Genomic DNA, 11,859 nt, shown 5'->3' with positions numbered 1-11,859 from the left:
TGACGCCGTCGTGTGCGCTGGTAGCAACCACGCCACAAGGATAGTCGGCCTATGCAATACCGAGGTGCGCCGGCCGCCCGCGCGGCTGGGAATCGTCGCGGGGCGGGCAGGCCTTAGGCTGATTCTGTGACTCCGCCGGATCGTGGCCCGGAAGCATCAGCGCTCCCCGACCTCCACAACACGATTGTTGTGGCGGCGTTCGAGGGCTGGAATGACGCCGGTGACGCGGCCAGCGACGCGTTGGAGCACCTCGACGCGATCTGGGAAGCCCACCCGATCGTGGAGATCGACGACGAGGCGTACTACGACTACCAGGTGAACCGCCCGGTCATCCGTCAGGTCGACGGGGTGACCCGCGAACTGGTGTGGCCGGCGATGCGGATCACCCACTGCCGGCCACCGGGCAGCGACCGCGACATCGTTCTGATGCACGGCGTGGAGCCCAACATGCGCTGGCGCACGTTCTGTGCCGAGCTGGTGGCCATCGCCGACAAGCTCAACGTCGACACGGTGGTGATCCTCGGTGCGCTACTGGCCGACACCCCGCACACGCGGCCCGTCCCCGTTTCGGGCGCCGCCTACTCCCCCGAGTCGGCGGAACGTTTCGGCCTGCAGGAGACCCGCTACGAAGGTCCGACCGGGATCGCCGGGGTCTTCCAGGACGCTTGCGTGGCCGCCGGGATCCCGGCGGTGACGTTCTGGGCCGCGGTGCCGCACTACGTGTCGCACCCGCCGAACCCGAAGGCGACGGTGGCGCTGCTGCGCCGGGTCGAAGACGTGCTCGATATCGAGGTTCCGCTGGCCGATCTGCCCGCCCAGGCCGAGGAGTGGGAGCTGGCGGTCACCGAGATGGCCACCGAGGACGAGGACTTGGCCGAATACGTGCTGTCGCTCGAGCAGCGCGGCGACGCCGAGGTCGATGTGAACGAAGCCCTGGGCAAGATCGACGGCGATGCGCTTGCCGCCGAGTTCGAGCGCTACCTGCGCCGCCGCCGCCCCGGATTCGGGAAGTAATCGACGGGCCTGTCCTGTTGCCGTCGGCGGCCGACTGCGAAAAAATCGCGGGCACCAACCGGATCAACAATCCCCGGTCTTGGCGATTCGGGGCCGCGCCGCAGGTTGGGCGAACGACGACGATGGGACCTCGATGACCGCCCTGCCTGACACGCCGCAACCCGACGTCCCGCCGGCCACTCTCAACGAGGAAGCCGGCTACCACAAAGGGCTCAAACCCCGCCAGCTGCAGATGATCGCGATCGGCGGCGCGATCGGAACCGGCTTGTTCCTGGGCGCCGGCGGACGCCTGGCCAACGCCGGGCCCGGGCTGTTCATCGTCTACGGGGTGTGCGGCGTCTTCGTCTTCCTGATCCTGCGCGCATTGGGCGAGCTGGTACTGCACCGTCCGTCGTCGGGTTCGTTCGTGTCCTATGCGCGCGAATTCTTCGGCGAGAAGGCCGCCTACGTCGTGGGCTGGATGTACTTCCTGAACTGGGCGATGACGTCGATCGTCGACACCACCGCGATCGCCACCTACCTGCGCCACTGGACGACGTTCGCGGTGGTCCCCCAATGGGTTCTCGCGCTGATCGCCCTCGTGGTGGTGTTGTCGATGAACCTGATCTCCGTCGAGTGGTTCGGCGAGCTCGAATTCTGGGCGGCGCTGATCAAGGTGTTCGCGCTCGTCGCCTTTCTGATCATCGCACTTGTGTTCCTGGCCGGGCGCTTTCAGATCCAGGGCCACGACACCGGGACCGGCATCTGGGACGACCATGGCGGTCTGTTCCCGACCGGTGCGATAGCCCTGTTGGTGACGACCTCAGGGGTGGTATTCGCTTATGCCGCAGTCGAATTGGTCGGCATTGCCGCCGGCGAGACCGCCGAGCCGGAGAAGATCATGCCGCGGGCGATCAACTCGGTGATCGCCCGAGTCGCGGTGTTTTACGTCGGTTCGGTCGCCCTGCTGGGGGTGATGTTGCCCTACACCGCATTCAAAGCCGGGGAGAGCCCGTTCGTCACGTTCTTCTCCAGCATCGGCTTCCACGGTGCCGGCGACTTGATGAACATCGTGGTGCTCACCGCGGCGCTGTCCAGCCTCAACGCTGGACTTTATTCGACCGGCCGCGTCATGCACTCGCTGGCGATGAGCGGCAGCGGCCCTAAGTTCGCGAAACGGATGACTAGCCGTGGCGTGCCGTTCGGCGGTATCGCGATGACCGCTGTCATCTGTCTTTTCGGCGTCGCGCTCAACGCCTTCAATCCCGGTAAAGCCTTCGAGATCGTGCTGCACAGCGCCTCGTTGGGCATCGTCGCGTCCTGGGCGATGATCGTGTTGTGTCAGCTCCGGTTCTACCAGCAGACCCAGGCCGGAATCCTGGAGCGCCCTCGCTTCCGGATGCCGCTCACCCCGTACAGCGGCTATCTCACCTTGGTGTTCCTGGTCTGCGTCGTGGTGCTGATGGCCTTCGACAAACCGGTCGGCATCTTCACCGTCGGCTCGTTGCTGGTGATCGGTCCGGCGCTGGTCGTGGGTTGGTTCGTAGTGCGCAAGCGGGTCGCCGCGACCACGACGCGCTGGTGAGCGGGCGCTAGGGCTGGCCCAGCTCCTGGTTGTAGGCGCTGGTGGAACGGCCGAGCGCGGCAACCTCGGCGTCCATCTGGGGCATCAGTTCCGCGGTGGTTCGGCGAATCGGCAGTTCGCCGGCGCGAGTGGACAGCACCGGCTTGAGCCAGCGGAACGCGGCCACCCAGCCCGGGCAGTAGACCCGGTCCTTGCGCCCCTCGATGCCTCTGACGAAGGTGGTCGCGCAACTGTCCACGTCGGTGGTCGTGTTCAACGGCCAGGGCAGTTTCCTGAGCAGGGTGGTGAACGCGGGCAGGTCGGCCTTGGTGTCGCGGACCAGAGCCGTGTCGATCCACGACATGTGCGCCACCCCGATGCCGACGCCGCGGTAACCCACCTCGAGTCGCAGCGCGTGGGCGAAGTGCTCGGTGCCGGCCTTCGACATGTCGTAGGACGCCATTCCCGGGGCCGCCGCGAACGCCGCCAGCGACGACACGATCAGCAGGTAACCACGCCGCTCAATCAACGCGGGCAGCGCGGCGCGCGCGGTGTGAAAGACGCCGAGCAGGTTGACGTCGAGCACCCGCTTGAATGCCTCCGGGTCGACCTGCAGCACCGAGCCGTAGCTGGCGATCCCGGCGTTGGCCACGGCAACGTCGAGCCCGCCGAAGCGTTGCACGCCGGCCTCGACGGCGGCCTGCATGGTGGGCAGGTCACGCACGTCGGCGACGGCCGTCAGCACGTGCTCGTCGCCACCGAGTTCGGCGGCCAGGGTGTCCAGCGCGGCCTTGTCGAGATCGGTCAGGACGAGTTTGGCGCCCTTGCCACGCAGCCGGCGGGCGACCTCGGCGCCGATTCCTCTTGCGCCCCCGGTGATGAGAACGACTTTGCCCTGTAGCGATGTCATGGCCGTCAACTACCTTTCACAGTTCCACGCCGAGCAGCGCGTCGATCGCGGTGGCCACCAACTTTGGCGCAGCCTCGTCGTGTCCGCCGTACTCGAGCGCGTCGGTGGTCCAACCATCAAGTGCCGCAATCGCTTTGGGAGTATCGAGGTCGTCGGCCAGGTACTTGCGCACCCGGGCGATGACGTCGGTGGCATCCGGGCCGGCGGGCAACGTCGTCGCGGTGCGCCAGCGCTGCAACCGCGCGGCGGACTCGTCGAGCAGCTGCTGGCTCCAGGAGCGGTCCGCGCGGTAATGCCCGGCCAGCAGACCGAGCCGAATGGCGGCCGGCGGGGCGCCCTGCGCGCGCAGCACCGACACCAGCACCAGGTTGCCGCGGCTCTTCGACATCTTGTGCCCGTCCCAGCCGATCATCCCGGCATGCACATAGTGCCGGGCGAATCGCCTTTCTCCCCTTACACATTCGGCGTGCGCGGCGGTGAATTCGTGGTGCGGGAAGATCAGGTCGCGGCCGCCACCCTGAATGTCGATGCCACTGCCGATGCGGCTGAGTGCGATCGCCGCGCACTCGACGTGCCAACCGGGCCGCCCGGCGCCGAACGGTGACGGCCAGCTGGGTTCGCCCGGCCGCTCGGCCTTCCACAACAGCGCGTCGAGTTGGTCGGACTTGCCGGTGCGGTCCGGGTCGCCGCCGCGCTCGGCGAACAGCCGCAGCATGGTGTCGCGGTCATAGCCCGACTCGTAGCCGAACTGCGGCGTGGCATCCGCCCGGTAGTAGACGTCCGGATATTCCCCGATTTCGGGGTCGACGACGTAGGCCGCCCCCGACGCCAGCATCTTTTCGACGAGCTCCACGACTTCGGGAATGGCTTCGGTGGCGCCGACATACTCGCGCGGCGGCAGCACCCGCAGCGCGGTCATGTCCTCGCGGAACAGCTGCACCTCACGATCGCCGAGCTCACGCCAGTCGATGCCGTCGCGCGCGGCCCGCTCGAACAGCGGGTCGTCGACGTCGGTGACGTTCTGCACGTAGTGCACGTCGTGCCCGAGATCAAGCCACAGCCGGTGAATCAGGTCGAAGGCGAGATAGGTGGCCGCGTGGCCCAGATGCGTGGCGTCGTACGGGGTGATCCCGCAGACGTACATGGTGGCGACTGAACCAGGACCGGACCCGGCCGCCACCGGGCGGACCTGGCGGTCGGAAGTGTCGTAAAGCCGTAGCTCCGGGCCGCGTCCGGGCAGCACCGGAACCTGTGCGGGAGACCACGACTGCATGCTGTCGACTTTAGGCCCGGTGACGATGCGGCCCGCGCAGCGGGCCGTTGTGGGGGTACCTCCCAGCCGCGCTGCGGCGAGGGGGCGAGGCGGGCAATCGGGCCGGCCCGGTGACGATGCGGCCCGCGCAGCGGGCCGTTGTGGGGGTACTTCCCAGCCGCGCTGCGGCGAGGGGGCGAGGCGGGCAATCGGGCCGGGCCGGTGGTCAGCGCCACGCGTCGCGGATGGCGCCGAGCAGGATCGGTGCCACCTCCGCGCGACACATCACGAAGTCGGGCAGGTATGGGTCTTCCTGGTTGTAGCGCATCGGCGAGCCGTCCAGCCGCGACGCGTGCATACCCGCCGCCATCACCACCCCGGCCGGCGCCGCCGAATCCCACTCCCATTGACCGCCGGCGTGCAGGTAGGCGTCGACGTCGCCGTCGATGATGGCCATCGCCTTGGCGCCCGCCGAACCGATCCCCACCGGCTGGATCGCCAGCGACTGCCGGATGCGGTGCAGCACGGCCGGCGGCCGGGTCGCGCTGACGGCGATGCGCAGTGTGTGCGGAATCCCGACCCGCGCCTGGCTGCCGTCCACGGTGTCGCTGCGATACACGACGTTGTCGCGCGCGGGCAAAGAGACTGCCGCATCGGTGATTTCGCGCCGGCCATCGACGGGACGCTGCCACAGCGCGATATGTACCGCCCAGTCGTCACGCCCCGGGGTGGAGAACTCGCGGGTGCCGTCGACCGGGTCGATGATCCACACCCGGTCGTGCTGGAGCCGCTTGAGATCGTCGTAGGCTTCCTCGCTGAGCACGGCATCGTCGGGACGCTCGGCCCGCAGCCGGCGCAGGATCAGCTCGTTGGCCAGGCTGTCACCCGCGTCGCCGAGCATCCACGGATGACCGAAGCCGACCTCCTCGCGGACTTTCAGCAGCAGCTCCCCCGCGTCGGCGGCGAGATCGGCGGCCAATTCGGCGTCCGTCATCTCCGCCGATTGGTCGTGGGAGGCCGGGCTCACCGTCTCAGTATCGCCGACGGCGATGCCGGAGCCTAAAAGGCTGGCCAGGGAATGGGGCGATGCCGGTTGGGGACGGGCATCACGGGGTTGTCCAGCAGCGCGTGCGCCCGCATGCCCAACGCCGCGATCTCGGTTCGGCTGATCTGCCCGGCCAGCGCGTCGCCGAATTCGCCGCCCAGCACGTCGCACAGGCCGGCGATGGCCTGGCACGTCTGATCGTCGATCGGCTTGCCGGCCCAGCCCCACAGCACCGTGCGCAACTTGTTCTCGACGTGCAGGGACACGCCGTGGTCGACGCCGTAGATGTGGCCCTCGAGGTCACGCAGGACGTGGCCGCCCTTGCGATCGGCGTTGTTGATCAGCACGTCGAACACCGCCATCCGCCACAGCCGAATGTCGTCGGCGTGCATCAGGATGACCTCGTCGCCGCGGTAATCCTGGGCGCGCAGCACCGGCAGATAACCCGGCTGCTGGCGGCCGGCGGGAAACAGGTCCACCAGATCCGGCCCCGGCCGCGGATCGCTGTCCACCTCGTCGCCCGGCTGCTTCACCCACAGCTGCAGCATGCCCGGTCCCGCCGGACCATGACGAATGATGGTGTAGGGCACCAGGTTCCAGCCCAGCTGCGCCGACACCTGGTACGCGGCAAGCTCGCGGCCGGCCAGCGTCCCGTCCGGGAAGTCCCACAGCGGCTGCTCACCGGAGATGGGCTTGTAGACGCAGTGCACGCTGGACTCGCCCAACGTGGCCTCGCACAGGAAGGTGGCGTTGCTGGCCGAGCGGATCCGTCCGAGAACCGTCAGCTCGCCGTCCCGCAAGACCTCTCGATCGTCATTCTTGTTATTCAGGCGGGTCATCGCTCGACCCGAGCAGCGCGCCGCGCTTGTATCCGTTCGTGCGCGCGCAAATGTGGCCCTCTGGGTCCAGCGGTTCGTCGCACAGGGGGCAGGGCGGCCGTCCCGCCGAAATCACGCGAGTGGAACGGGTGGCGAACTGCCGTGCCGATTCGGGGGTCAAGAACACGCGCACCGCGTCCGGGCCCTCGTCGGTGTCGTCGAGCACCACCGAGGCGTCGAACTCGGCGTCGGTGACGGCCAGCAGTTCGACCACGACCGTCTGGGCCTCCGAGTCCCAGCCCAGGCCCATGGTCCCGACCCGGAACTCCGCGTCGACGGGCGTGATGAGCGGGTTGAGGTCGTCCACCTCGGACGGTTCCGGCGGCACCGGCGTGCCGAACCGGCGGTTCACCTCGAGCAGCAGCGCACCGATGCGTTCGGCGAGCACCGCGACCTGTTGCTTCTCCAGGACGACCGACACGACCCGGGAATCGCCCACCGCCTGGATGTAGAACGTCCGATTTCCGGGCTGACCGACGGTCCCGGCCACGAAGCGGTCGGGAGTGCGGAATACATGGATTGCGCGAGCCATGGCACCTCCAAAATACCGGCTGTTGCCGTCGCAGGGCGATTCGATTCGGTTGCAGCAACCGACTTAGTCAGTGGATCCCCCGACGACCGCGTCGCTCGACGGCTCCGGGTCGGCCGGTTGTTGTTGCGGCTCTTCTGATTTGTCGCCCTCGTCGCCCATCTTGGCCGGCGGACCGGCCCGCAGCGCCGCCGCCAGCCGTCCACCGGTGTGGTTGACGTGTAACACGAACGGTCGCAACGGGGTGTACCGGATGACGCTCACCGACGCCGGATCGGCGGTGACGCGCTGGAAGCCGTCCAGATGCATGCCGTACGCGTCGGCGATCAACGACTTGATGACATCACCGTGAGTGCAAGCCACCCACAGCGCGTCACCGCCGTGCTCCTCGCTGAGCCGCCGGTCGTGTTCCCGCACCGCGGCCACCGCGCGCGTCTGCACCTGGGCCAACCCCTCGCCGCCAGGAAACACCGCCGCGCTGGGGTGCGCCTGCACGACCCGCCACAGCGGCTCCTTGCCCAGCTCGCCGATCTTGCGGCCGGTCCACTCGCCATAGTCCACCTCGGCCAGCCGGTCCTCGACGAACGGCTCCAGGCACAGCGACCCGGCCAGCGGCGCGACCGTGTTCCGGCAGCGCAGCAGCGGCGAGGTGATCACCGCACGGATCGGCAGGTCGCCGATCCGGTCGATCAGGCCCACCGCCTGCTCGCGGCCCTTGTCGTCGAGGTCGACGCCCTCGGAACGGCCGGCCAGGACGCCCGCGGTGTTCGAGGTCGAACGACCGTGGCGCAACAGGATCACCGTCACGTCGCGGCCACCGTTTGTGTCACGACGACGACCGTACCCGCTGCGAATCGCCGGGCTGGGAAGTGACTAGCGAGACACGGGGACCGCGGCGGCGACCGAGTCGCGCACCGCCGCGGTCAAACTGCGCTCGTCGGTGAGGTCGATGTCAACCAGACCGCGCACCGCCGTCGCGACCACGTCCTCGGCCTGCGGAACGGGCCCGGCAAGGCACGGCCGGTAAATTTCGACGACGAGCGAGCGATGCTCGATGTGGAACGAAAAACTGCGTCCGTCACCAACTTGTCCATACCCGCTGGCAAAGATGCCCGTCGAAATGTCTTCGACAGCAAACTCTTTGTCTGCGGTATGCCGGTCGGCGATGACGGTCATAGTCCGACCATACCTCTCCAGTACGGGCGCATGTCGGCAACATCGCCCTATTGGATGCGGAGCCGTTCCTTAGAATTTGTATTCCATGTCCACCGATTCAAGGTTGGTTGTTGCTATCACGTCGTGAGGCCAAGAAACGGACAGCTCAACGATCTTTTGTTGGCCTGATCACTTTGCTGGCATTGGTCGCTGGCTGTTCATCCAATCCGCTCGAGCGCGCGGGGCCGACCATCGAATCCGCGTATCCCGCCCAGTCACCGCCGGTGTCGCAGAATCCGGCCGGCACGGTGTGGCCGCTGGCCGCTCACGCCGCGGCGAGCGTCTTCGACGACGGCACCCGGCAGCTGGCGGTGCTGATCCCCGGCGCCGATCCGGCAGCGCCCGCCGGTGTCGCGGTGTTCGGCCCAGGGCAGCTCGCGCCGCGGGTGATCGCGCTGCCGGGCCCGGCGACCGCGCTGACCAGCGACGGCCACGGCAATGCCTACCTCGCCGCCCGCGGCGGCTACGTCGTGCTGGACCTGACGGGCGGCCACGCCAGGCAGGTCAATGTCGCCGATTCAGCCGGGGTGGACTTCACCGCGATCGCGCGCCGAGCCGACGGCAAGGTGATGCTGGGCAGCGTTGACGGTGCGGTGTACACCGTGGGCTCACCGAGCGGGGGCACTGCGCCGGTACAGAACCGGACGAAGATCTTCGCCCGGGTTGACGGGCTTGTGACACAGGGAAATACGACGGTGGTGCTGGATCGTGGACAGACCTCGGTGACGACGATCGGCCCCGACGGCCGTGTCGCACAGTCGCTGCGGGCCGGCGCGGGTGCGACCACGATGATCGCCGATCCGGCGGGGCGGGTCCTGGTGGCCGACACCCGCGGCGACGAACTGCTGGTATACGGCGTCGACCCGCTGATCCTGCGGCAGGCCTACCCGGTGCGGCAGGCCCCGTACGGACTGGCCGGTTCTCGGGATTTGGCCTGGGTGTCACAAACCGCATCGAATACGGTTATTGGTTACGATTTAGCAACCGGAATTCCCGTCGAAAAGGTGCGTTACCCAACTGTGCAGCAACCCAACTCGTTGGCCTTTGACGAGGCGTCGGACACCTTGTACGTGGTGTCGGGGTCCGGTGCGGGAGTCCAGGTCATCGAGCGCGCGGCGGGCACGCGTTGACGGCGCCGCGGTGGAGTCGCCTGCCCGCCGGCTGGGTCTCGGACATGTCCGACGACTACGAATGGGTGCCGTTGCGCCTGCCCCCCGAGGTGACCCGGCTCAGTGCCTCCATCCGGCTGTCCATCGAGGCCGAATACCGTGGCTGGGAGCTCACCCGGGTGCGGCTGTATAACGACGGCAGCAGACGGGTGTTGTTACGCCGCAAGAAAACACGTGTCAGCGACCGACGGCCCGATCAGCCGGAACTGTGACGGTGGACAACGGTCTGTACGGTCTGCTGCGCCGCCTGTTCTTCTTGATCCCGCCCGAGCGGATTCACACGCTGGTCTTCGCCGCGCTGCGCGCCGCGACCGGCGTAGGGGTGCCGCGCCGGCTGCTGCACCGGCTGCTGGGCCCGACGGATCCGGTGTTGGCCAGCACGGTGTTCGGTGTGCGCTTCCCCGCGCCGCTGGGGCTGGCCGCCGGCTTCGACAAGGACGGCATGGGGCTGCGCACCTGGGGCGCCTTGGGTTTCGGGTACGCCGAGGTCGGCACCGTGACCGCGCACCCGCAACCGGGCAACCCGGCGCCGCGCCTGTTCCGGTTGCCAGCGGATCGGGCGCTGCTGAACCGGATGGGTTTCAACAATCACGGTGCCGGCGAGCTGGCCACCCGGCTGGCCCGCCATCGGCCGGACGTGCCGATCGGGGTGAACATCGGCAAGACCAAGGCCACGCCGCCCGCCGATGCCGTCGACGACTACCGGGCCAGCGCGCGGCTGGTCGGCCCGCTGGCGTCGTATCTGGTGGTCAACGTCAGCTCGCCGAACACGCCGGGGCTGCGTGATCTGCAGGCAGTCGAATCGTTGCGGCCCATCCTGGCCGCGGTCCTCGCCGAGACGTCGGTGCCGGTGCTGGTCAAGATCGCCCCGGATGTCAGCGATTCCGACGTCGACGACATCGCGGACCTGGCCGTCGAGCTGGGACTGGCCGGCATCGTCGCGACCAACACCACGGTGTCGCGCGAGGGTCTGCGCACCCCGGGTGTCGACGAGCTGGGGCCCGGCGGCATCTCCGGGCCGCCGGTGGCACACCGTGCGGTCGAGATACTGCGCCGGCTCTACCGCCGGGTCGGCGGTCGGCTGGTGCTGATCAGCGTCGGCGGTATCGAGACCGCCGACGACGCGTGGCAGCGCATCACCGCGGGCGCCTCACTGCTGCAGGGCTATACCGGCTTCGTCTACGGGGGTGGCTTGTGGCCCAAGCACATTCACGACGGCATCGCGAGGCGGCTGCACGACGGCGGGTTCGCCTCACTGAGCGACGCGGTCGGGTCGGCGGCGGGCTAGCGCGACCTAGGCCGCCCCGGGCCTTTCGCCGGCTCGCAGATCTCCGGCAGATTCGCTGTCTCAGCCCGGCGATCGCTGTATGGTGGCCGCACCACAATCGATCCTCCTGAGGAGGCTTGCGGTGCGATTCAACCGATTGACGATTGTCGGAACGACTGGCATAGCAGTGGTCATCGCGGGCTGCTTCGGTGGCACGGCGAACGGCGAGCCGCCCGACACCGCGACGTGTTACGACCTTGGCAGCGCTAAGGACAACCTCATGGTCGCGTCGAAACCGGAGACCGCCCGTAAGGCTGCCGACACGCTGGAGCATTACAGCCCGCCCGACGCGGTCAAAGCCGCGATCGAGCATTTCGTCACCACGGTCGGCGCCCAACCCAGCGATCCCACTCTCGACGCCAATCGCAGTTCAATTGCCAACTGGCTCAAGCAAATATGCCCTATGCTGAACACTTACTGAAGGTACTCGGCGACGAAATCGACTGTGCGGCGCTGCCATTCACGGTACGGCCGCATCATCGAATGACCTGCACCCGCGATGCCCACCCATTGGGCGTCCAGACCGCGCTGACGGGCTCGTAACGTTTGGATCCTCGAGGCTTCGGGGTCGGTGCGGGTGTCGGCGGTGCCGTGTACCACCAGCAGCCGGGTCGACGGCGGAATCAGGTCGCCGTCGTCGCGGGGCCAATACGGTGCCAGCGCGACCACCGCACCGACCTGTCCGCCGGCGGCGAGCCGGGTCGCGACTCGACCACCCATCGAATGGCCAACCAGCACAATGCTTTTCGCGTCGAAACGATCCCGAACGACGTCAAGTACCGCGGTGGCGTCGGCGACCGCGTCGTAGCTCGGACTGTTCCAGCCGCGCAGTCGGTACTGCACGCGTCGCACCTCGACGTCGCGGCCCAGCCGCCATCGCAGGGCGGCAACGACCAACATCATCCGGACGTTGGCCAGCTGCCACCACCGCGACGCCTCGTCGCTGCGCACCCGCCCACCCGGGAGGACGAGCACAC

Annotated in this window: 14 protein-coding genes; 6 read left to right on the top strand and 8 right to left on the bottom strand. The window is 68.2% G+C overall.

Annotated elements, in window-relative coordinates; all coding sequences use genetic code 11:
* The first annotated feature begins 126 nt into the window (after nt 1–126).
* Nucleotides 127–1,014, top strand: a complete 888-nt coding sequence (locus AC5Y5O_RS26025) for a PAC2 family protein (protein ID WP_096288465.1) — start codon at nt 127–129, stop codon at nt 1,012–1,014.
* A 133-nt stretch (nt 1,015–1,147) separates the two neighbouring features.
* Complete coding sequence (locus tag AC5Y5O_RS26020) at nt 1,148–2,578, top strand: amino acid permease (protein WP_096291201.1); 1,431 nt, start codon at nt 1,148–1,150, stop codon at nt 2,576–2,578.
* 7 nt (nt 2,579–2,585) lie between these two features.
* Here the strand turns inward: AC5Y5O_RS26020 and AC5Y5O_RS26015 are convergent, their stop codons facing one another.
* From AC5Y5O_RS26015 to AC5Y5O_RS25985, 7 genes are all read right to left on the bottom strand, one after another.
* Nucleotides 2,586–3,467 (bottom strand): SDR family oxidoreductase, encoded by an 882-nt coding sequence (locus AC5Y5O_RS26015; RefSeq protein WP_500028033.1) that lies wholly within the window; start codon nt 3,465–3,467, stop codon nt 2,586–2,588.
* Between the two features lie 16 nt (nt 3,468–3,483).
* Nucleotides 3,484–4,740 (bottom strand): cysteine--1-D-myo-inosityl 2-amino-2-deoxy-alpha-D-glucopyranoside ligase, encoded by a 1,257-nt coding sequence (gene mshC / locus AC5Y5O_RS26010; protein WP_096288469.1) that lies wholly within the window; start codon nt 4,738–4,740, stop codon nt 3,484–3,486.
* 205 nt (nt 4,741–4,945) lie between these two features.
* Entirely contained in the window at nt 4,946–5,713 is a 768-nt protein-coding gene (locus tag AC5Y5O_RS26005; RefSeq protein WP_096291202.1) for a 3'(2'),5'-bisphosphate nucleotidase CysQ, read from the bottom strand.
* Nucleotides 5,714–5,778: 65 nt separating this feature from the next.
* Complete coding sequence (locus tag AC5Y5O_RS26000) at nt 5,779–6,603, bottom strand: SCO1664 family protein (protein ID WP_096288471.1); 825 nt, start codon at nt 6,601–6,603, stop codon at nt 5,779–5,781.
* Nucleotides 6,587–7,174, bottom strand: coding sequence for a DUF3090 domain-containing protein (locus AC5Y5O_RS25995; protein WP_096288472.1), 588 nt, complete (start codon nt 7,172–7,174; stop codon nt 6,587–6,589). Before AC5Y5O_RS25995 ends, AC5Y5O_RS26000 begins: the two co-directional genes overlap by 17 nt.
* 63 nt (nt 7,175–7,237) lie before the next feature.
* Nucleotides 7,238–7,978 (bottom strand): histidine phosphatase family protein, encoded by a 741-nt coding sequence (locus AC5Y5O_RS25990; protein ID WP_500028030.1) that lies wholly within the window; start codon nt 7,976–7,978, stop codon nt 7,238–7,240.
* Between the two features lie 66 nt (nt 7,979–8,044).
* Entirely contained in the window at nt 8,045–8,347 is a 303-nt protein-coding gene (locus AC5Y5O_RS25985) for a hypothetical protein (RefSeq protein WP_342929352.1), read from the bottom strand.
* A gap of 110 nt (nt 8,348–8,457) precedes the next feature.
* Here AC5Y5O_RS25985 and AC5Y5O_RS25980 point away from each other — a divergent pair, with 110 nt between their 5' ends.
* The 4 genes from AC5Y5O_RS25980 (at nt 8,458) to AC5Y5O_RS25965 (ending at nt 11,303) form a co-directional block, all read left to right on the top strand.
* Nucleotides 8,458–9,516 (top strand): YncE family protein, encoded by a 1,059-nt coding sequence (locus AC5Y5O_RS25980; RefSeq protein ID WP_500028025.1) that lies wholly within the window; start codon nt 8,458–8,460, stop codon nt 9,514–9,516.
* A complete protein-coding gene (locus tag AC5Y5O_RS25975) occupies nt 9,513–9,767 on the top strand; it encodes a DUF5703 family protein (protein ID WP_096288478.1) in 255 nt (84 codons plus the stop codon). Before AC5Y5O_RS25980 ends, AC5Y5O_RS25975 begins: the two co-directional genes overlap by 4 nt.
* Before the next feature lie 14 nt (nt 9,768–9,781).
* Nucleotides 9,782–10,843, top strand: coding sequence for a quinone-dependent dihydroorotate dehydrogenase (locus AC5Y5O_RS25970; protein ID WP_500028056.1), 1,062 nt, complete (start codon nt 9,782–9,784; stop codon nt 10,841–10,843).
* 79 nt (nt 10,844–10,922) lie between these two features.
* The gene (locus AC5Y5O_RS25965) at nt 10,923–11,303 is read left to right on the top strand and encodes a hypothetical protein (protein WP_133160866.1); all 381 of its coding nucleotides are present in this window, start codon (nt 10,923–10,925) and stop codon (nt 11,301–11,303) included.
* Here AC5Y5O_RS25965 and AC5Y5O_RS25960 read toward each other — a convergent pair.
* Entirely contained in the window at nt 11,297–11,857 is a 561-nt protein-coding gene (locus AC5Y5O_RS25960; RefSeq protein ID WP_279304523.1) for a dienelactone hydrolase family protein, read from the bottom strand. The genes AC5Y5O_RS25965 and AC5Y5O_RS25960 overlap by 7 nt on opposite strands.
* Nucleotides 11,858–11,859: the final 2 nt, after the last annotated feature.

The sequence above is a fragment of the Mycobacterium sp. NGS40 genome (genome assembly GCF_059812735.1).
This window is presented reverse-complemented; position numbering and strand designations above follow the sequence as displayed.

Excerpts from the sequence above, each read along its gene's own strand:
- mshC (WP_096288469.1), bottom strand. The coding sequence starts at position 4,740 with ATGCAGTCGTGGTCTCCCGCACAGGTTCCGGTGCTGCCCGGACGCGGC.
- AC5Y5O_RS26005 (WP_096291202.1), bottom strand. The coding sequence starts at position 5,713 with ATGACGGACGCCGAATTGGCCGCCGATCTCGCCGCCGACGCGGGGGAG.
- AC5Y5O_RS25995 (WP_096288472.1), bottom strand. The coding sequence starts at position 7,174 with ATGGCTCGCGCAATCCATGTATTCCGCACTCCCGACCGCTTCGTGGCC.
- AC5Y5O_RS25965 (WP_133160866.1), top strand. The coding sequence starts at position 10,923 with ATGGTGGCCGCACCACAATCGATCCTCCTGAGGAGGCTTGCGGTGCGA.
- AC5Y5O_RS25985 (WP_342929352.1), bottom strand. The coding sequence starts at position 8,347 with ATGACCGTCATCGCCGACCGGCATACCGCAGACAAAGAGTTTGCTGTC.
- AC5Y5O_RS26000 (WP_096288471.1), bottom strand. The coding sequence starts at position 6,603 with ATGACCCGCCTGAATAACAAGAATGACGATCGAGAGGTCTTGCGGGAC.
- AC5Y5O_RS26020 (WP_096291201.1), top strand. The coding sequence starts at position 1,148 with ATGACCGCCCTGCCTGACACGCCGCAACCCGACGTCCCGCCGGCCACT.
- AC5Y5O_RS26015 (WP_500028033.1), bottom strand. The coding sequence starts at position 3,467 with ATGACATCGCTACAGGGCAAAGTCGTTCTCATCACCGGGGGCGCAAGA.